General features: G+C 63.4%; 13 protein-coding genes and 1 pseudogene. 11 read left to right on the top strand and 3 right to left on the bottom strand.

The window, feature by feature from the left end; translation table 11 throughout:
* Window positions 1-81: 81 nt before the first annotated feature.
* The 11 genes and pseudogenes from WT24_RS28440 to WT24_RS28395 all read left to right on the top strand — a co-directional run bounded on the left by WT24_RS28440 (window position 82) and on the right by WT24_RS28395 (window position 21,006).
* Entirely contained in the window at window positions 82-873 is a 792-nt protein-coding gene (locus tag WT24_RS28440; protein WP_060036662.1) for an alpha/beta fold hydrolase, read from the top strand.
* Window positions 874-949: 76 nt separating this feature from the next.
* Window positions 950-2,349, top strand: a pseudogene (locus WT24_RS28435) (amidase family protein).
* 553 nt (window positions 2,350-2,902) lie between these two features.
* A complete protein-coding gene (locus WT24_RS28430; protein ID WP_257127575.1) occupies window positions 2,903-12,226 on the top strand; it encodes a hemagglutinin repeat-containing protein in 9,324 nt (3,107 codons plus the stop codon).
* A gap of 5 nt (window positions 12,227-12,231) precedes the next feature.
* On the top strand, window positions 12,232-12,891 hold the full coding sequence (locus WT24_RS34730; RefSeq protein ID WP_156441877.1) for a hypothetical protein: 660 nt from the start codon (window positions 12,232-12,234) through the stop codon (window positions 12,889-12,891).
* A 735-nt stretch (window positions 12,892-13,626) separates the two neighbouring features.
* Window positions 13,627-15,381 carry a ShlB/FhaC/HecB family hemolysin secretion/activation protein gene (locus WT24_RS28425; RefSeq protein ID WP_373557250.1) on the top strand — a complete coding sequence of 585 codons (1,755 nt, stop codon included), beginning with the start codon at window positions 13,627-13,629 and terminating at the stop codon, window positions 15,379-15,381.
* Window positions 15,382-15,520: 139 nt separating this feature from the next.
* Window positions 15,521-15,823 carry a hypothetical protein gene (locus tag WT24_RS28420; RefSeq protein ID WP_082742315.1) on the top strand — a complete coding sequence of 101 codons (303 nt, stop codon included), beginning with the start codon at window positions 15,521-15,523 and terminating at the stop codon, window positions 15,821-15,823.
* Between the two features lie 467 nt (window positions 15,824-16,290).
* Window positions 16,291-16,761, top strand: a complete 471-nt coding sequence (locus WT24_RS28415) for a rhodanese-like domain-containing protein (protein WP_060036528.1) — start codon at window positions 16,291-16,293, stop codon at window positions 16,759-16,761.
* 28 nt (window positions 16,762-16,789) lie between these two features.
* Entirely contained in the window at window positions 16,790-17,731 is a 942-nt protein-coding gene (gene epsC / locus WT24_RS28410; RefSeq protein ID WP_059830396.1) for a serine O-acetyltransferase EpsC, read from the top strand.
* A gap of 8 nt (window positions 17,732-17,739) precedes the next feature.
* The gene (locus WT24_RS28405) at window positions 17,740-17,961 is read left to right on the top strand and encodes a helix-turn-helix domain-containing protein (protein WP_034205508.1); all 222 of its coding nucleotides are present in this window, start codon (window positions 17,740-17,742) and stop codon (window positions 17,959-17,961) included.
* A 137-nt stretch (window positions 17,962-18,098) separates the two neighbouring features.
* Window positions 18,099-19,031 carry a family 2A encapsulin nanocompartment shell protein gene (locus WT24_RS28400; RefSeq protein WP_034205507.1) on the top strand — a complete coding sequence of 311 codons (933 nt, stop codon included), beginning with the start codon at window positions 18,099-18,101 and terminating at the stop codon, window positions 19,029-19,031.
* On the top strand, window positions 19,006-21,006 hold the full coding sequence (locus WT24_RS28395) for a family 2A encapsulin nanocompartment cargo protein cysteine desulfurase (RefSeq protein WP_060036526.1): 2,001 nt from the start codon (window positions 19,006-19,008) through the stop codon (window positions 21,004-21,006). The genes WT24_RS28400 and WT24_RS28395 overlap by 26 nt, the downstream gene beginning before the upstream one ends.
* 107 nt (window positions 21,007-21,113) lie before the next feature.
* Here the strand turns inward: WT24_RS28395 and WT24_RS28390 are convergent, their stop codons facing one another.
* The 3 genes from WT24_RS28390 to WT24_RS28380 all read right to left on the bottom strand — a co-directional run bounded on the left by WT24_RS28390 (window position 21,114) and on the right by WT24_RS28380 (window position 23,410).
* Complete coding sequence (locus tag WT24_RS28390) at window positions 21,114-21,368, bottom strand: hypothetical protein (RefSeq protein ID WP_060036524.1); 255 nt, start codon at window positions 21,366-21,368, stop codon at window positions 21,114-21,116.
* A 98-nt stretch (window positions 21,369-21,466) separates the two neighbouring features.
* Window positions 21,467-23,107 (bottom strand): chaperonin GroEL, encoded by a 1,641-nt coding sequence (groL, locus tag WT24_RS28385; RefSeq protein ID WP_060036522.1) that lies wholly within the window; start codon window positions 23,105-23,107, stop codon window positions 21,467-21,469.
* A gap of 12 nt (window positions 23,108-23,119) precedes the next feature.
* Window positions 23,120-23,410 (bottom strand): co-chaperone GroES, encoded by a 291-nt coding sequence (locus WT24_RS28380; RefSeq protein ID WP_011356207.1) that lies wholly within the window; start codon window positions 23,408-23,410, stop codon window positions 23,120-23,122.
* Window positions 23,411-23,431 lie beyond the last annotated feature (21 nt).

Here is a 23,431-nt window from a genome sequence, read left to right as displayed (position 1 = left end):
AGCGCCGCGCCAGCGACAGGCAGGCGCGGCCGCTCACGCAGTACTTCACTTCAACGACACGACAAGGAAAGGAGCATGACGATGGCCGGTTTGATGAAACGCGTTCTGGTATCCGCCGCGATGATCGGCGGACTGTTCGGTGCGATCGCGGCGCAGGCCGCGCCGAAGGAAGACCTGAAGGGCACCAACGTCGTGCTCGTGCACGGCGCGTTCGCCGACGGGTCGAGCTGGAACCGCGTGATTCCGCTGCTCGAGGCGCGCGGGCTGCACGTGGTGTCGGTGCAGAATCCGCTGAGCTCGCTCGCCGACGATGCGGCCGCGACGAAGCGCACGATCGACGAACAGAAGGGGCCGGTCGTGCTGGTCGGCCATTCGTGGGCCGGCGTCGTGATCAGCGACGCGGGCAACGACGACAAGGTGAAGTCGCTCGTGTACGTCGCGGCGTTCGCGCCCGACAACGGCCAGTCGATCGCCGACGTCACGCAAGGGCTGCCGGCACCGCCATGGGCCGGCGAACTGCGCAAGGACGCAGGCGGCTTCGCACGGCTGTCGGACAAGGCGATCGCGCAGGATTTCGCGCCGGATCTGCCGCCCGCGCAGCAGCGCATCGTTGCGGCGACCCAGGGGCCGTGGTATAGCGGGTGCATCTCCGAGAAGGTCGCGCAAGCCGCGTGGCACGCGAAGCCGTCGACGTTCGTCGTCGCGACGCGGGACCGGATGATCGACCCGACGCTGCAGGAAGCGATGGCGAAGCGAATCGGCGCGACGGTCGCGCGCGTGAACGCCAGCCACGTCGCGATGCTGAGCCGGCCGAAGGCCGTGGCCGACGCGATCATCGCCGCCGCCGAGCGCGCGAAGCAGGATACGCAGTGAGCGAATGCGGCGCCGCGCTTTCGTGAGGAGGCGCGGTGCGCGAGTGATGGCGATGTCTTTCCACCAAGGAGAAGTCATGACGCAACTCTGGCAACTGTCGGCAACCGAACTCGCGAAACGCGTGCGGCAGCGCGACGTATCCGCGCGCGAAGTGGCGGACGCCGTGCTCGATCGTCTCGATGCCGTGAATCCGGCGATCAACGCGGTGGTCGAACACCGCCCCGACGACGTGCGGCGGCAGGCCGACGAAGTCGATCGCGCAATCGCGCGCGGCGACGATCCGGGGCCGCTCGCGGGCGTACCCGTCACCGTGAAGATCAACGTCGATCAGGCCGGCTTTGCGACGACCAACGGCACGCGCCTGCAGGAAAACCTGATCGCGCCCGCCGACAGCCCGGTGGTCGCCAACATTCGGAAAGCCGGCGGGGTGCTGCTCGGCCGCACCAATTCGCCGACGTTCGCATTGCGCTGGTTCACGTCGAATCTCGTGCACGGCCGCACGCGCAATCCGCGCAATCCGTCGCTGACGCCGGGCGGATCGAGCGGCGGCGCGGCGGCGGCCGTGGCCGCCGGGATCGGCCCGCTCGCGCTCGGCACCGACATCGGCGGCTCGGTGCGCTACCCGGCCTATGCGTGCGGCGTCCACGGAATCCGGCCGTCGCTCGGCCGTGTGCCGGCGTTCAACGCGTCGTCGCCGGAGCGCGCGATCGGCGCGCAACTGATGTCGACGGCCGGGCCGATCGCGCGCACGATCGACGATCTCTCGCTCGCGCTGCGTGCTTTCTCCGCGCCGGACCCGCGCGATCCGTGGCACGTCGCGGTGCCGTTCGACGGGTGCGAGGTGCCGAAGCGCGCGGCGCTGTGCGTGCGTCCGCGCGGGCTGGAGGTCGTGCCCGAAGTCGAGGCTGCGTTGCGCGATGCCGCGCGCCGGCTGGTCGATGCGGGCTGGACCGTCGACGAGATCGACGATACGCCTCCGATGCGCGAGGCCGCGCTGTTGCAGGAACAGCTGTGGCTCGGCGATGGGTTTGGCGCACTGGCGAACGCGGTCGAGCAAGACGGCGATCCGGGCGCGGCCGCGGTGATCGCCGCCGTGCACGGCAAGGTGCGCGATCTGCCGGCCGACGTGATCAGCCGCGCGCTGGTCCGGCGCACGACGCTGACGCGGCAGTGGCGGCTGTTTCTCGACGAATATGCGGTGTTGCTGCTGCCCGTTTCGTCGGAACTCCCGTTCCCCGACGATCTCGACCGGCAAGGGCCGGACGGCTTCGACCGCGTGTGGGAAGCGCAGCTCACGTTGCGTGCGCTGCCTGCGATGGGGCTGCCGGGCTGGCCGTCACGACGTCGCTCGCGAACGGCGTGCCGGTGGGCGTGCAGGTGATGGCCGCGCATCATCGCGAGGATCTGTGTTTGCTTGCCGGGCGCGATATCGAGGCGCGTGGGGGGCCGATTACGGTGGTCGATCCGGTGGTGTGACGTGCAGACAGCGCGTGCATCGGCGATACCGCAGGGGCTTCGCCGGTGCGTCGCAACGGCGGATCCTGTCTCTGCGTTCCACTTCCGAATTCACGACTAGACCACGAGCCTGCCAAGCAGATCGGCATGGCCGTATGGGACGCGGATTCCGGGGATTCCCGGGGAAGGCGGGCCGGTGCGGACATTCAGCGGCGCAGCGGCCGCCCCTGGCCGTCGTCGTGGCAGTACAGGTTTAAAAGTATTCCGAATATGGCCGGTATACCGAGCCCTCGTAATTCGAACAGGTCGTTTTTAGAGGTTGAGTGAACAACAGTAAACGGATTGTTGTAACCCATACCAATCGTCTTTGCGGCTGACCGAATAGGGTGCCTGGGCTGCGGGATTGTCGGGCGGGGTATTGATCGCTGGTACGGATACGAAAGAGGTTCCCGGAAAACTAATACTCGTCATATATCGACGACGCTTGACAATTGTTGACGCTGATCGATCTGGTTTCGTGCGATGTTCGATGTCCGTGAGAGCGGATCGGGTGAATCGCGAGTAGACCAGGATCATGAATAAAAAACATTATCGGCTGGTATTCAGCCGTGTGCGCGGTATGTTGGTTGCAGTCGAAGAAACCGCCAGTGCATCGGGCAACGCGAGGCGGGGCGAGGTCGGTGTCGCCATGCACCCGCCACACGCATTCGCCAGCTTCGCGCTTCGTCACGTGGCACTCGCCGTACTGGTTGCGGCCGGCGTGATGCCGATATGGGCCCATGCCCAGGTTGTCGCGGGCGGTGCGCATGCTCCGTCCGTGATCCAGACACAGAACGGACTTCAACAGGTGAACATCAACCGCCCAGGCTCGTCCGGCGTGTCGATGAATACCTATAACCAGTTCGACGTGCCCAAGCCCGGCATTATTCTCAACAACTCCCCGATTAACGTCCAGACTCAACTGGGCGGCATTATCGGCGGTAACCCGAATTTCCAGGCCGGCGACGCGGCGCGTCTGATCGTCAATCAGGTCAACAGCAACAACCCGAGCTTTATTCGCGGCAAAGTCGAGATTGGAGGCGCAGCCGCGCAACTCGTGATCGCGAATCAGGCCGGTTTGGTTGTCGATGGCGGCGGCTTCATCAATACGAGCAGAGCCACGCTGACAACCGGCAATCCGAACTTCGGGCCTGACGGGGCGCTCACGGGTTTCAACATCAACCAGGGCTTGATTTCGGTTGTCGGCGCGGGGCTCGACACGGCCAATGTCGACCAGGTGGATTTGTTGGCCCGCGCTGTACAGATCAATGCCAAGGCTTACGCGAAGAGCCTGAACGTGGTGGCTGGTTCGAACCAGGTCGACTACACCACCCTGAACGCTACGCCGATCGCGGGCAACGGCCCCGCGCCCACCATCGCGATCGATGTCAGCCAACTCGGTGGTATGTACGCGAACAGGGTGTTTCTCGTGAGTTCCGAGAATGGCGTCGGCGTTGCGAACGCGGGCGACATCGCTGCACAGGCGGGCGATCTGACGCTGCAAGCAAACGGCCGCCTTGTACTGTCGGGCCACACCAATGCGGCCGGCAACATGTCGTTGTCGGCCTCGGGCGGCATCCAGAACAGCGGCGTCACGTATGGCAAGCAATCGGTCACGGTCAACACCGGCGCTGCGGACCTGACCAACAGCGGTGCGTTGACTGCCCAACGGAACCTGACTGCCAACGTCGGCAACCTCAACTCGACGGGCACCCTTGGCGCGGGCGTCAATGCCGACAGCACGATCGGCACGAGTGGTGATCTGAGCGTCACGGCCAGCGGCCAGTTGACCGCGACGGGGACCAACAGCGCCGCCGGCAACGCGACCTTTGCCGGCAGCGGCGTCGATCTGTCGAACAGCGCGACGGCCGCCAATGGCAACCTCGCGTTGACCGCGACGGCGGGCGATGTGAATCTGGCCGGCTCGACCGTCAGCACCAAGGGCGCCGTGAACGCACAGGCGAGCGGCACGGTCATCAACGACCGGGGCAATCTATCCAGCGGCGCGGGTATGACGCTCGGCGGCGGCAACCTGTCGAACCAGGGCGGCCGCGCCAGTTCGCAAGGCCCACTGTCGGTGCAGATGGCCGGCGCCGTGTCGAACCAAAACGGCATGCTGAGTTCCCAAAGCACGGCCGACGTTCGCGGGAGTGCTATCCAGAACAATGCCGGGTTGATTCAAAGCGCGGGCAAGCAAACGATTGCTGGTACGTCTATCGACAATGGCGCGGGCCGGCTGATTTCCCTGAACGCGGACGGCCTGTCGGTGACAGCAACCGGTGCGATCACGAACGCTGCCGGCACGAACGTGAGCGGCGACCTGGGCGGCGTCATCGGCGGCAAGGGGGATGTGACCGTACAGGGCAACACGGTCACGAACAGCGGCTCGATGTCGGCCGACGCGAACCTGCACGTGATCGGCCAGAGCATCGACAACGGCAACGGTATCCTGCATGCCGGACAGACCACCACCGTCGACGCCGGCAATCATTTTGCGAATGCAGGCGGCCGGGTCGAGGGCCAAAGCGCTGTGTTGAACGGTGCGACGCTCGACAACTCCCAAGGCACGATCAATGCGGCGACGGTCTCGCTGAACGGCTCGACGCTGTTGAACCACGGCGGGACGGTCACGCAGACCGGCACCGGCCCGATGACGGTCGCGATCACCGACACGCTGGACAACTCGAACGATGGCCTGATCCAGACGCGCAGCACGGACCTGTCGCTCACGCCCGCTACCCTGATCAACGACAACGGCGGCACGATCGCACATGTCGGCACGGGCACGCTGACGGTCGGCAACGCGTCGGGCACCGTCAGCAATAAGGCGGGCGCCATCGCCAGCAACGGTCGAACCGTCCTGCAAGGCAAGACGATCGACAATTCGGCCGGTTCGGCGTCCGGCCAAACGGGCCTGAGCGTCAATGTCGCCGACTCGATCACGAATACGAGCGGCAAACTCACGTCGAACGCCGATGTCGACGTGACCGCGGGCGGCGCACTCATTAACGACGGCGGCGAACTTGGTTCGAAGACGGCAGCGACAACGATTCATAGCGCGTCGCTGTCGAACCTCGACGGCAAGATCGTTTCCCCCTCTTTGACAGCAACCGTCGCTGGCTTGATCGACAACAGCCAGAACGGCGACATCGAAGCCAATCAGCTTTCGTTAACTGCCGCGAATCTGAAAAACCAGGGTGGCCGCATTTCGCAATGGCAGAGCGGGCCGACCACGCTCGGCATTTCCGGCACGCTCGACAATTCGAATGGCGGTGTCATCCAGACCAACAGCGTTGACCTGACGCTCGCGCCGGCCGCACTAGACAACTCGAAAGGCACCATCACGCATGGTGGCACCGGCACGCTGACGCTCGCACCGGGCAACGGTGCGGGAGCCCTGCAAAATATCGGCGGCACGATCGGCACCAACGGGCAGGCCATCGTGAAGGCCGGCAGTCTGGACAATGGTAGCGGCGTCATTGCAGCGAAATTGGGTCTGTCAGCCATGATCGCAGGGGCAATGAACAACGCTCAGGGCCTGATGCGCTCGAACGCGGCGCTGTCGATCATCAGCAACGGTGCGCTATCGAACCGGCAAGGGCACATCGAGGCTGGCACGGCGGGCGACACGAGCACGCTGTCGATTCAGGCTGCGTCGATCGACAACACCGACGGCGCGGTGCACGACTTCGGCAGCGGCGCGATGAACGTGCAAGGCGGCAGCCAGATCGTGAACAGCCACGCGGGCGGTGTCGACGGCATGGGGCAGATGACCGGCCAGGGCGACGTGACGATCGGTGCGGCTTCGATCTCGAACACGCAAGGCGGCCAGTTGATGGGCGCGAACCTCCGTGTTCAGGGCAATAGCCTCGACAACTCCGGCGGGCAAATAGGCAACGTCGCGGATGCCACGGGCGACGTGAACGTCGCGATGTCGGGCGCGGTGACGAATACCAACGGGGCGATCACCTCGACGCGCGACCTGTCGGTAGCGGCTTCCACGCTGCTCGGCGGCGGCACGTACAGTGCGGCGCGCGACGCGGCGATCAATCTGCAAGGCGACTTCGCGACGACGCCGCAAACGCAGTTCAATATTGGTCGCGACCTGACTTTTACGTTGCCGGGTACGTTCGCCAACAGCGCGAATCTGCAATCGGTCCGCAATCTGACAGTCAACGCCGGCAACATCGTCAACACGGGCGCGATCACTGCCGGCAGCCTGCTCAGCACGCATTCGGGCGACCTGACGAACTATGGCGCGATGGTTGGCGGCAGCGTCGCCATCCAGGCCAGCGGCACGGCGTCGAACCTCGGCCCGGTCGCGCTGATCGGCGCATCGGACACGTCGGGCCTGCTGGAAATTCTTGCGCACGACATCGAGAACCGCGACGACACGACACTGGGCGACTCGATGCCGACCACGACGATCTTCGGGCTCGGCAAAGTGGCTTTGGCTGGCGGCAAGGATGCGAGCGGCAACTATACGAACGCGGCGTTGATCAACAATGCGTCGGCGGCGATCCAATCGGGTGCTGCGATGGAGCTGCACGCCGACAAGGTCACGAACACGCGGCGCGTGATGCAGACTTCGGGCAACACGAGTCAGGTCGATCCCGCACTGCTGCAACAGCTCGGCATCAGCATGTCAGGGTGCGCCGCTTACTTCATGGCAGCCTGTAGCGGTCAAGACGTTCACTGGGTCAACATCTTTCACGACCCGAACGATCCCAGTTACGATCCCGCGCCGATCATCGCCGCGCTCAAGGCGCAGCCGGGTGGCGTCTTCACGGTACCGCCGAACGGCGGCCAGTGGAACAGCGGTTATCAGTACACGACCTACGAGGGCAAGGCGGTCGCCAACACCGTGACGAAGCTGAGCCCGGGCGCGCAGATCGCGTCGGGCGGCGATCTCGACGCGTCGACGGTCAAGACGTTCCAGAACTACTGGAGCAGCGTGACGGCGGCCGGCAACATCAAGCAGCCAGCGAGCCTCGACATGGACGGCTGGGGCGCAACGGGCCAGCAGGCGCCGGGTGTGACGGTCACGTATTCCGGGTACTACCACTACAACAACTACGACAACACCGAACACAACTGGACCTTGCCGTTCGGCGACAAGCCATTCGTCGGCGGGCCGGGCGGCTACACGCAGGCAGCGCCGGCCGACGTGCGGCAATACAGCTTGCCCAACTATCGTTCGACGTGGGGCGCAAACGGCACGATCTCGGGCAACGGCGTGAGCGTGAACAACACGGCGGCCAATGCGACCATTCCGTCGCTCGGCCTGCTGCCCGGTCAGGCCGTGCCGGGGTTGACGATCGGCACGGTGAGCGGCAATGCGAGCGGCACGCAATCGGGAGCCGCCGCGATCAAGGGCGGTACGCCGACCTGGGTCGATCCGGTGATCGCGAGCGCGACCGCCGTGAACGTGTTGAACAACCTGACGATTCCGCAAGGCGGGCTGTACCGGCCGAATCCTGCCCCGAACCCGACCTATCTCATCGAGACGAACCCTGCGTTCACGCGGATGAACAATTTCCTGTCGAGCGATTACTACCTTCGGCAGATTGGCGTCAATCCGCTGACGACCGAAAAGCGTCTCGGTGACGGGTTCTACGAGCAGCAGCTCGTGCGTAACCAGGTCACGCAACTGACGGGCAAGGCGGTACTGGGGCCGTATACGGACCTGCAAGGCATGTATCAGTCGCTGATGCTCGCGGGCGCCGAATTGTCGAAGTCGCTGAACCTGCCGCTCGGCATGAGCCTGTCGGCGCAGCAGGTGGCCGCACTCACGACCAACGTGATCATCATGCAGACCGAGACGGTCGGCGGCCAGCAGGTATTGGTACCGGTCGTCTATCTGGCGAAGGCCGATCGGCAGAACGCGAACGGTCCGTTGATCACGGCCGGCAATATCGATTTGAAGAACACGCAGGTCTTCACGAACAGCGGCACCGTGAAGGCGGACACGACGCTCGCGCTTCAGGGCAAGCAGATCGACAACGCGTTCGGTGCGCTGCAAAGCGGTGGGCTGATGTCGCTCGATACGACGGGCAACGTGGACCTCACGTCGGCCAACGTGAAGGCCGGTAGCCTTGACCTGAACGCAGGTAACAAGCTGATTCTGAATACCGCGACGCAGACGACGCACCAGGTCAGCCGCGACGGCGCGACGAGTGACAAGACGACGCTCGGGCCTGCCGCGAACCTGAACGTGGCAGGCGACGCGTCGATCAAGACCGGCGGCGACTTCCAGCAGAACGCGGGCAACCTGAACGTCGGCGGGAATCTGAACGCCAATATCGGCGGGAACTGGAATCTCGGCGCGCAGCAGACCGGCGAGCACAAGATCGTGCAGCGCGCGAACGGCGTGTCGGATACGGACCTCAACAGCGCGACCGGCAGCACCGTGAACGTTGGCGGCAAGTCGGCCATCGGTGTGGGCGGTGACCTGACGGCACAGGGTGCACAGCTCGACTTCGGCCAGGGCGGCACGATCGCGGCCAAGGGCAACGTGACCTTCGGTGCGGCGAGTGTCACGTCGACGATCAACGCCAACAGCTCGGGCGACCAAGGGAATCGCAGCTATGCGGAAACCCGACACGGGTCGGATCAGGCGCTGACAGGCACGACCGTCAAGGGCGGCGATACGCTCAATGTGGTGTCGGGCAAGGACATCAATGTCATCGGCAGTACGATCGACCTGAAGAAAGGCGATGCGAATCTGCTGGCGGCCGGCGACGTGAATGTCGGTGCGGCTACTGAAACGCATGTGTACAACTCGCGCGAGACGCACAGTCGCAGCGGCGTCGTGAGTGGCACGAAAATCGCCAGCTCGCAGGATGCAACCTCGACGATCGCGAACGGCAGCCTGATTTCGGCGGACGGCGTGTCGATCGGCAGCGGCAAGGACATCAATGTTCAGGGTAGTACGGTCGTCGGTACGCACGATGTGGCGCTGAACGCGGCGCACGACGTGAACATCACGACGTCGCAGGACACCAGCCAATCATCGACCACCTATCAGGAACAGCATTCGGGCTTGATGTCGGGCGGCGGCCTGTCTTTCTCGGTGGGCAACAGCAAGCTCGCACAGCAGAATCAATCGTCGAGCGTCACGAACAACGCCAGCACGGTCGGCTCGGTCGACGGTAATTTGTCCGTCAACGCGGGCAATACGCTGCACGTGAAGGGCAGCGATCTTGTGGCAGGAAAGGATGTGACCGGCACGGCGGCGAACATCGTCATCGATTCGGCAACCGATACCTCGCACCAGGCGCAGCAGCAGCAGACGAGCAAGAGCGGACTGACGGTCGGCCTGTCGGGCTCGGTGGGTGATGCGATCAACAATGCGATCAGCGAGACGCAGGCCGCGCGAGAATCGGCGAAGGACAGCAACGGCCGCGCATCGGCGCTGCATAGCATCGCGGCGGCCGGCGACGTGGCATTCGGCGGTATGGGTGCCGCAAAGCTGCTGGACGGCGCGAAGGGGACGCAGGCCCCGAGCATCGGTGTGCAGGTCAGTGTCGGTTCGAGCCATAGTTCGATGCAGTCGTCGGAAGATCAGGCGATTCAGCGAGGTTCCAGCATCAATGCGGGCGGGAACGCAAAGTTGATCGCAACGGGCAACGGCACGCCGAAGGACGGCAACATCACGATCGCGGGTTCGAACGTGAACGCCGCCAATGTTGCGCTGATCGCGAACAACCAGGTCAATCTCGTCAACACGACCGACACGGACAAGACGCAAAGTTCGAACTCATCGTCTGGGTCGAGCGTTGGCGTGTCGATTGGCACGAACGGCGTCGGCGTGTCCGCGTCGATGCAGCGCGCGCATGGCGACGGGAATTCTGATGCGGCGATCCAGAACAACACGCACATCAACGCGAGCCAGACCGCGACCATCGTAAGCGGCGGCGACACGAACGTGATCGGCGCAAACGTCAACGCGAACAAGGTCGTGGCCGACGTGGGCGGCAACCTGAACGTGGCGAGCGTGCAGGATACGACCGTGAGCGCCGCGCATCAGTCGAGCGCGGGTGGCGGCTTCTCGATCAGTCAGGCGGGCGGTGTCGGTGGGAGCTTCAGTGCGCAGAACGGTCACGCGGACGGCAACTATGCTGGCGTGAACGAACAGGCCGGCATCCAGGCCGGTGCGGGCGGGTTCGACGTGACCGTGAAGGGCAACACCGACCTGAAAGGCGCGTATATCGGCAGCACGGCCGATCCGTCGAAGAACAGCCTGACGACTGGCACGCTCACGACGAGCGACATCGAAAACCACTCGCACTACAGCGCGAACAGTGCGGGCTTCAGCGCCGGCGCATCGGTCGGGCCGAGCAACAAGGCAGTTGGCCCCTCGTCGGTATCGGGCTCGGGCGGCGTTACACCGATGGTGTTCCAGAACGACAGTGGGGATCAGAGCGCGACGACGAAGAGCGCGGTGAGCGCAGGTACGATCAATATCACGAAGCCGGGCGAGCAGACGCAGGATCTCGCGAACCTGAACCGCGATGCGACGGATCTGAACGGGACGGTTTCGAAGACGCCCGATGTACAAAAGATGCTGTCGCAGCAGGCCGATACGATGAATGCGGCGCAGGCGGCAGGGCAGACGGTTTCGCAGGCGATTGGTTTGTATGCCGACCACAAGCGCGACGCAGCATTGGAGGCGGCAGACAAAGCCTACAAGGCTGGCGATTTGGCGGGCGCACAGGCGGCGTTGAACGAGGCCAAGGGCTGGATGGAAGGCGGTGCGTCGCGCGCGGAACTGCAGATGGGCGGCGGTGCGCTGATCGGCGGGCTCGGCGGCGGCAGCGCGCTCACGGCGATTGGCGGGGCAGCGGGAGCCGGCATGTCGTCACTGCTGGCGAACCAGGCCGAGAAGATCAGTAAATCGGTCGGCGATACGACCGGCTCGTCGCTCGTCGGCAATATTGCCGCGAACGTCGCGGCGACGGTTGGTGGCGCACTGATTGGCGGTAGCGCGGGCGCGGCGATGGCGTCGAATGTGCAGCTTTACAATGCCGGTAACGACTCAGGTAACAAGGACGCGCAAGCCAAAGCTGCCGGGATTCAGGGGCTGATTAATCAAGCATTAGCGACGACCTTCGGCACATTGGGCTCCTTGGCCGGACTCCGAAATCCGGTCAGTGATGCGATCGGCACCGCAGTCGATTCAGCCGCGAGCCAATTCGGCACGCTGATGAAGCGTGACGCCCAGGATAAGATTTCGCAATCTCCCGACAAGCTGATCGCACAGGGCGTAGCGAACGGGGTTAACACAGTCCTGGGTTCGAAGGGCGGCGAGCCTCCGCTGGCCGGTCCCGGGATGGCAATGGTCGATTCGATCACGAGTCAAGCCGCAAACGCCGCGCTCGGTGCAACTGATCGCACTCCGCCCTCGAATGCTATTCTGTCGAACAATGGTGGAGGGGCTTCATCAGCTGAAAGTAGCGGTGGGAAGCAGCAAAGCTCAGTCACCTCTCCGAATGCCGCAATGCGTGAAAACGCAAATGCGACTGGGACATACACCAATCCGCTTACGGGCGAAACAGTACCTGCTGAAGGTACTCTGGCAGCCGATCATGTTGTTCCGCAAAAATGGATCAAGCAGCGACCGGGGTTCGATCAGCTTACCTTGGAGCAACAAAGTTCTGTTCTCAACGACCCGGTGAATACAGAAGGTCTCCCCGCGACCTTCAATTCGTCAAAGGGAGCTAAGATGCCGGGAGAGTGGACGACGTACAAAGGTCAACCGCTGGACCCTGCATACATACTGAGCAGTTCCGAGCGAGCCGAGGTGATTCGGAACTATATCGACAATAAGATTAAGTCATTTCTAAATCCTCCAAAGTGATTGCCATGATTTTTAGATCGAATTTTGACAAAAGGTATGGTCATCCAAATTTTGTGGCGTCGCTGGATGGCGATTTTGAGTTCATGATAAATGATCTGTTTGAGTATTTTGAGGGCGAGATCCAGAAGGGGGTGACGTTCAATGCTGGTCAGACTATCCAGTTTGGCTGGATGATATTGATGTTAAAAGGAAGTGGTCATGGCGATTTGGAGTTGTGGGAGCCAGATTTTCGTCGTATGCCAATAAATTGGGTGTTTTCGATAGATAAAACTTTCAGGGATTTGTATTTGCAAAGAGAGATGTGCGCTCAGATGAATGTTGAGCCGAGCTTCCCATCATTATTGGAAAGGGGAATTGTTTCTCCCGGGTTTGGATCGCGTCGAGAATTTTTTATAAACCGGGATTCGCCGCAGAAAGGTGATTCAGGTTGGTTTTTTGTTGAGCGAGGCAATAATGGCGGCGAGGGCAAATTCTCCTCCCTGTTTGAGGTGGCGGTGAATTCTCCAATGGTCGTCCCATTTTTGGCCTTGCCATCTGGTGCAATTGTTAAATATGTTGCGGGCAAGATCGAGGTAAGATTTCATGATCGAGTGATTTCTTCTTCGGAGAATCAATTCTTGCAAAGAATTTTGGGTGGCTGGACGTCTGGCGGGACTTATCATTGAGATTTTTTAAGTGGGATGGTTGTAAGTTAAAAATAGCGCCGGGAGTGGAAGGTAGCTGGGTAAACGAGAACGTTACGGTGGAATTAACGGCGCGCGCTTACAATGATTCAGTCACTGGTACGGGATCCGATCCAGAGATCTGGTCGGGTTTGCGCCTGCGCTGAAAGGAGCTTGGCTTGATGGATTGGCTTGCTTCGTAAAATCCGATGGCGTCGATGGCAACGTGATGATTGATCTAAAACCCTGCTATTAAAGCGGATAAAGCTTGCGATCAAGCTGGTCGTCAGTCGCGGGTGGCTACGCAAAGATGGACCTGCTAGGCGACGGAGCGTGCGATATGAGAAATAATTTGCACGGGATAAAAGAAATGTTTCATATCATTGGAATAGCCGGAATTGCATGGAAGGTTGTCCCGTCAAATGAAAAATGAGCACTTTGCAAGAATAATTGTTGGCGTTTCGATGTTTTTGGAATGCTCTAGTGAGATCGCCGTCGATCCGGATGCATCCATAGAGTTACTGGAGCAAATCAGTGGCGAGTTGCAAAAGATGTCGAATTGTGAAAGGGTATCTTTGTCGAAAAAGTATTCGAGAATTGGCGTCGCAATACGGTTCGCGGTCGAGCTTCGTAACGGACCTCCCATCAAATTTGGGAATTTCGGAATAACGAGAGCGGGCATGCCCACCACCATCAGTGTTTGAGCAGCAATATTTTCTGGTCCGAATAAAAATGACTATGCCGATGCGGGTCGCGGTCTTGCCAATCATCGTCTTGATTACGCTGTCCGCTCAGGCGCAGCAGCCTCCGACGCTGAACGACCAGACCGCTGCTGCCCGTGCCGATGCCGAGCAGAATCAGCAGGTTCAACAGCGCCGTGACGCCCAGCAGCGCGACGCCACGGTGCAAGCACCGGGCGTGCGTTCGGACTTACCACGCCCGGAAGCCTATCCGGTATTGCCGACTGAAACACCATGCTTTCGAATCGATCGTTTCGCGCTCGACGTGCCCGACTCGTTACCGGCCGCGTCAAAGGCGCAAGGCGCATCAACCTTGCCGATGGATCGCTTCGCTTTCGCACGCGACTGGCTCGCGCACTACGCCGGCCAATGCGTCGGCAAGCAAGGCGTCGACCTGATCGTAAAAGGACTATCACAAGCCATCCTCGCACGCGGCTACATCACGACCCGCGTACTCGTTCCAGAGCAGGATTTGTCCACCGGCACATTGAAGCTTGCCCTGATTCCGGGCGTGATCCGCCACGTGCATTTCGAGGACGAGAAGTTACGCGGAACGTGGAAGACCGCTTTCCCGACCCGCGACGGCGACGTGTTGAACCTGCGCGACATCGAGCAAGGGCTCGAGCAGATGAAGCGCGTTTCAAGTCAGGATGTGTCGATGCGGATCGCACCGGGCGACATGCCGGGCGAAAGCGACGTCGTCCTCGACGTGAAGCGCGGCAAACCATGGACCGTCGTGGCGTCCATCGACAACTCCGGCACGCGCGCGACCGGCAAACTGCAAGGCAACGTATCGCTTGGCATCGATAACCCGCTGGGCCTGAACGACATCTTCAACGTCGGTTTCAACCAGGACCTGGAATTTGGCGACAAGCGCTTCGGTTCGCACGGCTGGAACGCGTTCTACTCGGTTCCTTGGGGTTACTGGACCGGTACGCTATCGGCCTATACCAGCACGTACTTTCAACCGCTCGCGGCCGTGAATCAGATGTTCGTTGCCAGCGGGAACATGAAGACGGTCGACTTCAGGCTCAATCGCGTGTTGACGCGCAGCCGGAACGATGTGTTCGGTGCACAGGTTCGGCTGATTCGCCGTTTCGGCGACAGCTACATCGAAGGCACGACGATACCGTCGTCGCACCAGAACGCGACCTTTCTCGAATTCGGGCTGAACGACCGGCACTATTTCGGCTCGTCGCAGTTCGACGGTTCGCTCGCCTATCGCCAAGGGCTCGGATGGCTTGGCTCAACCGACAGCATGTTTGCGGCGGAGGGTGGACAGACTTACAGATTCAAGATGGTCGTGCTCGATGCGAATCTGTCGACACCGTTCGTCATCGGTACGCAGCCGTTCAAATACGTGACGACCTTTCATGGTCAGTACACAGGCAACACGGTGTCGTACCTAGATAGTGTAACGATCGGCAGCCGCTACACCGTGCGAGGCTTCGACGGCGAAACGCTGCTGGCAGCATCACGCGGGTTCTACTGGCGCAATGAGTTGCAGGTCCCGATCGCACAGACCGGGCTCGCGGCCTATGCCGGTCTCGACTACGGCCGCGTATGGGGACCGGAACCGGTCGCCTTGGTCGGCACGCAACTCGCCGGAGCAGTGATCGGCGTGAAGGGCAGCGTCGCGACGCGCTACGGCGCATATGCCTACGATCTCTTTGCAGGCACCCCGGTGTACAAGCCTTCCGGATTCGAGACCGCACGCGTAACACTTGGGTTTCAGCTTACGGCGCAATTCTGAGCAAGACATGTAAAAGCAAAGAGCCATTTGCGGAAGCCCCCTGTCGGGCATCTGGCGCAGTGGGTCGCAATTCGTTAGCCGGTGCGATGCAAGAGGCAGCCGCGGGGTGGGCCATCCGTTGCCGATCGTGGAGATATCAATGCTGAAAAATGCATGGGCCGGAAATGAGCCTCTCTGGAAAGTCTGGTGGGGACTCGGTATTCCCACCAGAGTGGCCGTGTTTCTGATCAACGTCTGTGTCCGGCACATGGTTGATCTGTCGACGCCGAAGATCTACTTGGTACCGCTGCTCTGTGCGCAACTCGTATTGATCGCCGCGTGGATACGCACTGCCTGGATTTGTGCTCCGAATGTGAGGCATCGTCTGTGGATGTATCTTGCGCGAATCTGGCTTGTACTCTGGCTGCTTTCGCTGGTTCAGCAAACGTTGCAGCACGGGTGAGCACCCGCGGTTCTGCGTGGTGTGACAGAGCCGGTCAGCCCGGCTTGATTTATCCGGAATCGATATTGCTGCCGGGCATCTTGACGGCGTCAGCCCGTGAACGTTCGCCTTCGCTATCGAACCCGTCCTCACCCCTGCCACCGCCGCAACTCACGGAGCGTGAGCTGTCCATTCCATTGCCTCGAACACGAGATGACGGAATGGTCCATCCGGCCTTTTAAAACGCTTCGATGCACGACATCGAACGGTCATCGCCTTTCATTTCCAGCCCGCCCGCGACCGCGCATCGATAGCGCGCGTCCGTCATTGCATTCCCCACGGCGCTGATTAGGAAATGAATTTTTATTGGTTCTGCTTCCCCGACCGCACTCGCATAGTGGTGCTGACGGCTATAGACAGCATGCAAGCTGCAACAGCCGCATTCCCGGTGTTTTGTTCATACGAATTTGCGAGAACAAGGAAGTGTCATGACGGTTGAACTGCAAGAACGAACCGCTGCGCAGCAGGCGCTCGAAGACGCGCGCGCGGCAGCCGCGGCGGCCGGCACGCCCTATGCGGGCGGCATCGCGCCGGAAGCCGCGTGGGCGCTGTTCTCGGCGGGCGACGCATTGCTGGTGGACGTACGCACGGCCGAGGAACGGAAATTCGTCGGCCACGTGCCGGAGTCGCTGCACGTGCCGTGGGCGACCGGCACGAGCCTGACGCGCAACCCGCGCTTCGTGCGCGAACTGGAAGCGAAGACCGGCAAGGACGCGGTCGTGCTGTTGTTGTGCCGTAGCGGCAACCGTTCGGCGCAGGCGGCCGAGGCCGCGGCGAAGGGTGGTTTCACGCAGGTTTTCAATGTGCTCGAAGGCTTCGAGGGCGATCTCGACGAACGGCAGCATCGCGGCGGCCGCAACGGCTGGCGCTTTCGCGGCCTGCCGTGGGCGCAGGATTGATTCACGGCCGTGACGGGGAGAAGGCAGGATGGCCGCATTCGACATCGACGACATCGTTCAATCGCTGCAGACGGTGCGCCGCGCATGGCGCGAAAAGCAGCGGCGCTCGCTCGAACCGGGTGGGCGCGATTTGCCGGCGCGAGAAGCGCTCGCGCAGATCGTCGGCGCGCTGAAGGGCGTGCTGTTCCCGATGCGGCTCGGGCCGCCCGATCTGCGGCAGGAAAGCGAGAACTTCCACGTGGCCCATGCGCTCGATTCGGCGCTGAATGCGCTGCTCGCGCAGGTGACGCTCGAATTGCGCTACGCAGCGCGTCAGCGCAATGCCGACGGGCCACCGCCCGACCGCATCGATGAAGTCGCGTCGACGGCCGTGCAGGCGTTCGCCGCGCGCTTGCCGGAGATTCGCCGGCTGCTCGACAGCGACGTGCTGGCGGCCTTCCACGGCGATCCCGCGGCCGGCAGCGTCGACGAGGTGCTGCTGTGCTATCCGGGCATCCTCGCGATGATTCACCACCGGCTCGCGCACGAGCTGTACGGGCTCGGCCTGCCGCTGCTCGCGCGGATCATCGCCGAGCAGGCGCATGCGGAGACGGGCATCGACATTCATCCGGGCGCGCGCATCGGCGCGGGCTTCTTCATCGACCACGGCACGGGCGTCGTGATCGGCGAGACGGCGATCATCGGCGAGCGCGTGCGCGTGTATCAGGCCGTCACGCTCGGCGCGAAGCGCTTCCCGCGCGATGCGGCCGGCCATCTGGAGAAAGGGCTCGCGCGCCATCCGATCGTCGAGGACGACGTCGTGATCTATGCGGGCGCAACGATCCTTGGCCGCGTGACGATCGGGCGGGGCGCGGTGATCGGCGGCAACGTGTGGCTCACGCAAGACGTGCCGGCCGGCGAAAACGTCACGCAGGCCGTGCTGCGCAGCGAAGCGAACGCCGCGCCGCGCACGGCGGCGCGCGTCGCTTAGGAGGGGCGATGAGCGACCTCATCCATCACTTCGGCGCCAACGTGCGCAAGCTGCGCGAAGCGCGCACGTGGTCGCAGGAGCAACTGGCCGAGCATGCGGGGCTGAACCGCTCGTACGTCGGCGAGATCGAGCGCGGCGAGGCGATCGCGTCGATCGTCACGGCCGACAAGATCGCCCGCGCGTTCGACGTGTCGATCTCGACGCTGCTGCCGGCCGCATACGTCACCTGAGGTCGCCGCGCATCGTTTCCCCCTTCGGTTGCACGACCTGACGGCTATAGCATGTTGAGCCGGCAGGGGTGTGCTTCCGATAATCACCGAGCGTCATAAGCAATCCTGTTTTTCATCTTAAGAACCCGGAGCCACACATGTCGACCGTTGCAAGCGGCACGGCCGCGCTGAGCGATCACGCCGCCCGCCAACTAGCGAACGCTACCAAGACCGTCCCCCAGCTTTCCACGATCACGCCGCGCTGGCTGACCCATCTGCTGCAATGGGTGCCGGTCGAGGCCGGCATCTACCGCCTGAACCAGGTGAAGAACCCGGAAGCCGTGCGCGCCGCGTGCACGCAGCTCGAGGACGAAAGCGTGTTGCCGCAGACCTTCGTGCCGTACGAGGAACAGCCGCGCGAATACTTCCTGAACGCGGTGAGCACGGTGCTCGACGTGCATACGCGGATTTCCGATCTTTACAGTAGTCCTCACGACCAGATCAAGGAGCAGCTGCGCCTGACGATCGAGACGATCAAGGAGCTGCAGGAAAGCCAGCTGATCAACAATCCCGACTACGGGCTGCTCGCGAACGTGACCGACGAACAGCGAATCTTCCCGCTGACGGGTGCGCCGACGCCGGACGATCTCGACGAACTGCTGACGAAGGTATGGAAGGAGCCGGCCTTCTTCCTCACGCACCCGCTCGCGATCGCCGCATTCGGCCGCGAATGCACGCGGCGCGGCGTGCCGCCGCCGACGGTCAGCCTGTTCGGCTCGCAGTTCCTCACGTGGCGCGGCATTCCGCTGATTCCGTCGGACAAGGTGCCGGTCGCGGACGGCAAGACCAAGATCCTGCTGCTGCGCGTCGGCGACAAGCGCCAGGGCGTCGTCGGCCTGTATCAGCCGGGCGTCGCGGGCGAACAGGGGCCGGGCCTGTCGGTGCGCTTCATGGGGATCAACAATCAGGCGATCGCGTCGTACCTGATCTCGCTGTATTGCTCGCTCGCGGTCCATTCGCCGGATGCGCTGGCTGTCCTCGATGACGTCGAAATCGCCAAGTACCATGACTATCCCGACACCTACCGTTAATCCCGGCCTGGCCGGCGTGGACGTGCACGGGTTGCCGCATGCGTCGCTGCCGGCCGGGCTGCCCGATCCGGCGACGCTCGCGCGGCTCGCGTCCGAATTCTTCGCGACGCCGCCCGGGCAGGCCACCGCGCCAGGGCTGTCGGCAGGCAGCGGCGCGGTCGGCGGCGTGCCGTCGGCATTGCCGGCGGCGGCACCGATCCTCGCGTCCGTCAGCAACCCGGTGCCGGGCGGCTCGCCGCTCGCAGGCCCGGGCGGGGCGGGCACCGGTGTGCCGGGGCTCGCGCTGCCGCAGGGCAAGGCGCCCGGCACGAATCTCGCGCCATCTGCGCCGACGCACGTGTTGTCGCTCGGCAATCGCGCACCGGCGCTCGCGCCGCATGCGGCCGCGCAGAACGGGTTGCCAGACAACGTCGTGTCGATCGCGCCCGCGCTCGAACCGCGGATTGGCGGGGCGGCGCTCGGCGTACCGCAAGTGAGCGCCGCCGCACCGGAAGGCGCGGGGAAGGCGTCGCCGTACTACTTCACCGACGGTTCGCTGCAGGGCTGGCAGGCGACGCCGCGGGACATCGTCGTGCCGTCGAACGGGCTCGCGTCGCCGGAAGCATTCGGGTTGCCGGGCGACGACGCGCTGCGCGCGCTGTTCGCCGTGCAGCGCGACGTGCCGGTGTCGCATGCGTCGGGCACCGACGTGCCGCGCTACTTCATCGACGATGCGCAGGCAGCCGCGCCGCAAGGCCAGCTGCATCGCGGTGCCCATCCGCCGTTCGACGTGAACGCGATCCGCCGCGATTTCCCGATCCTGCAGGAGCGCGTGAACGGCAAGCAACTCGTCTGGTTCGACAACGCTGCGACGACGCACAAGCCGCAGGCCGTGATCGACCGCCTCGCGTACTTCTACGCACACGAGAACTCGAACATCCACCGCGCGGCGCACGCATTGGCTGGCCGAGCGACGGATGCGTACGAGCATGCACGGGAAACGGTGCAGCGCTTCATCGGCGCATCGTCGCCCGACGAGATCGTGTTCGTGCGGGGTACGACCGAGGCGATCAATTTGATCGCGAAGACGTGGGGCGTGCAGAACGTCGGCGAAGGCGACGAGATCGTCGTGTCGCATCTCGAGCATCACGCGAACATCGTGCCGTGGCAGCAGCTTGCCGCGCAGAAGGGCGCGACGCTGCGCGTGATTCCGGTCGACGATTCGGGGCAGGTAGTGCTCGACGAATATCGGAAGCTGCTCAACGATCGCACGAAGATCGTGTCAGTCACGCAGGTATCGAACGCGCTCGGCACGGTCGTGCCGGTGAAGGAGATCGTCGAGCTCGCGCGTCGCGCCGGTGCGAAGGCGCTGGTCGACGGCGCGCAGTCGATCTCGCACATGCGTGTGGACGTGCAGGCGCTCGACGCGGATTTCTTCGTGTTCTCCGGGCACAAGATCTACGGGCCGACCGGGATCGGGGTCGTGTACGGCAAGCGTGCGATCCTCGACGACATGCCGCCGTGGCAGGGAGGCGGCAACATGATCGCGGACGTGACGTTCGAGCGCACGGTGTTCCAGCCGCCACCGAACCGCTTCGAAGCCGGCACCGGCAACATCGCGGACGCGGTGGGGCTCGGCGCGGCGCTCGACTACGTGAACCGCGTCGGCATCGAGAACATCGCGCGCTACGAGCACGATTTGCTTGCATACGCAACGAGTGTGCTGGCGCCGGTGCCGGGCGTGCGGCTCGTCGGCACCGCGCGCGACAAGGCGAGTGTGCTGTCGTTCGTGCTGAAGGGCTACGAAACCGAGGAAGTCGGGCAGGCGCTGAACGACGAGGGAATCGCCGTGCGCTCGGGGCATCACTGCGCGCAACCGATTCTGCGGCGCTTCGGGCTCGAGGCCACGGTGCGGCCGTCGCTCGCGTTCTACAACACGTGCGATGAAGTCGATGCGCTGGTGAGCGTCGTCAGGAGACTGGCGGCGCGACGCTGACGTTGGTGTCGACATCGATGTTGACCCGCTTGCGGCGGCCTTCGCGGGCTGCCGCAAGCGTTTTCATGTCAACCGGTCAGAAACGTGGCGACGGATTTCGGACGCCATCACCTGCGTGACGATGCCCGTGCGTTGCATGAAGAGGCCGTGGCGGCGTGCACGACGTGAAACGATTGCGTGGTGGACACGGTCGGAATGCTTTGGACAACGACAGGATGATTGCCGGTGAGCCCGAGCAGCGCGACCTCCTGCGCGAAGGTGCGGCGCGCGCGGGCGTCGCTTGCGACACATCCGTCGACGGTGGCGACGGTCTGCCCGTGCAGTACCTGCATGAAGGGCAGCGAGCCGGTCAGGCCGGCCACGTGTCAGCGAACAATGCGCAACGACCGCTGTCGCCGCGCATCGCAGGATCCAGCCAGGCCGCGCACGCCGGCGAACCGGCGCGCACGCTGCCGCGTCGTCAGAAATCGAATCCCGGCCCGCCCGCGCCCGGGCCGCCCGGTGCGGCAGCCGGCGCCGCATCCTTCGGCGCTTCGAACACGGTCGCATCGGTCGTCAGCAGCAGTCCGGCCACCGACGCCGCGTTCTGCAGCGCGGTGCGCGTGACCTTGGTCGGATCGAGCACGCCCGATTCGACGAGGTCGCCGTACTCGCCCGTCTGCGCGTTGTACCCGAAGTTGCCCGTGCCTTCGGCGACTTTCGCGACGACGACGCTCGCTTCCTCGCCCGCATTCGTGACGATCTGGCGCAGCGGTTCTTCCAGCGCGCGCAGCACGATCTTGATGCCCGCGTCCTGATCGGCGTTCGCGCCTTTCAACTCGCGGATCGCCTGCCGCACGCGGATCAGTGCGACGCCGCCGCCCGGCACGATGCCTTCTTCCACTGCCGCGCGCGTCGCGTGCAGCGCGTCGTCGACGCGATCCTTCTTCTCCTTCACCTCGATTTCGGTCGCGCCGCCGACCTTGATCACCGCCACGCCGCCCGCGAGCTTCGCGACGCGTTCCTGCAGCTTCTCGCGGTCGTAGTCGGACGTCGCCTCGTCGATCTGCACGCGGATCTGCTTCACGCGCGCTTCGATGTTCTTCGCATCGCCCGCGCCGTCGATCACGGTGGTGTTTTCCTTGCCGACCTCGATGCGTTTCGCCTGGCCCAGGTCAGCGAGCGTGGCCTTCTCGAGCGTCAAGCCGGTTTCCTCGGCGATCACCTGGCCGCCGGTGAGAATCGCGATGTCCTCGAGCAGCGCCTTGCGGCGATCGCCGAAGCCCGGCGCCTTGACCGCGACCGTCTTCAGGATGCCGCGGATGTTGTTCACGACGAGCGTCGCGAGCGCTTCGCCTTCGACGTCTTCCGCGATGATCAGCAGCGGCCGACCCGACTTGGCGACCTGTTCGAGCACCGGCAGCAGGTCGCGGATGTTCGAGATCTTCTTGTCGTGCAGGAGGATGTACGGGCTCTCGATCTCGGCGATCTGCTTGTCCGGATTGTTGATGAAATACGGCGACAGGTAACCGCGGTCGAATTGCAGCCCCTCGACGACGTCGAGCTCGTCGGCGAGCGACTTGCCGTCCTCGACGGTGATCACGCCTTCCTTGCCGACGCGGTCGATCGCTTCGGCAATGCGCTGGCCGATCGACTCCTCGCCGTTCGCGGAAATCGTCGCCACCTGCGCGATTTCCTTGCTGGTGGTGGTCGGCTTGCTGATCTTCTTCAATTCGTCGACGGCCGATGCGACGGCCTTGTCGATGCCGCGCTTCAGGTCGAGCGGATTGAGCCCGGCCGCGACGTATTTCTGGCCCTCGCGGACGATCGCCTGCGCGAGCACGGTGGCCGTCGTCGTGCCGTCGCCGGCCGCGTCGCTGGTGCGCGACGCGACTTCCTTCACGAGCTGCGCGCCGATGTTCTGCAGTTTGTCCGCGAGTTCGATTTCCTTCGCGACCGACACGCCGTCCTTCGTGACGACGGGTGCGCCGAAGCTGCGCTCGAGCACGACGTTGCGACCTTTCGGCCCGAGCGTGACCTTCACCGCGTTCGCGAGAATGTTGACGCCTTCGGTCAGCTTCGCACGTGCGACGTCGCTGAAAATGATTTCCTTGGCTGCCATGATTGTGCTCCGTTATTGATTGACGACCGCGACGATGTCTTCCTCGCGCAGCACGAGAAACTCGTTGCCGTCCACCTTGACGGCTTGCCCCGCGTACTTACCGAACAGGACGCGCTCGCCGACCTGCAGGTCTGGCACGATGCGCTGGCCGTCCGCGTCCTTGCGGCCGGGGCCGACGGCGATCACTTCGCCCTGGTCGGGCTTTTCGGCCGCGCTGTCGGGAATCACGATGCCCGATGCGGTGGTGGTTTCCTGATCGAGTCGCTTCACGATCACGCGATCGTGCAAGGGGCGTAGGCTCATTTTTTCGTCCTGTGCTGTTCT

The organism is Burkholderia sp. MSMB1078WGS (assembly GCF_001528895.1).
In the GTDB taxonomy this organism is placed as follows: Bacteria; Pseudomonadota; Gammaproteobacteria; order Burkholderiales; family Burkholderiaceae; genus Burkholderia.
Note: the sequence above shows the minus strand (reverse complement) of the source record. Positions and strands in the feature narration are given on the sequence as shown.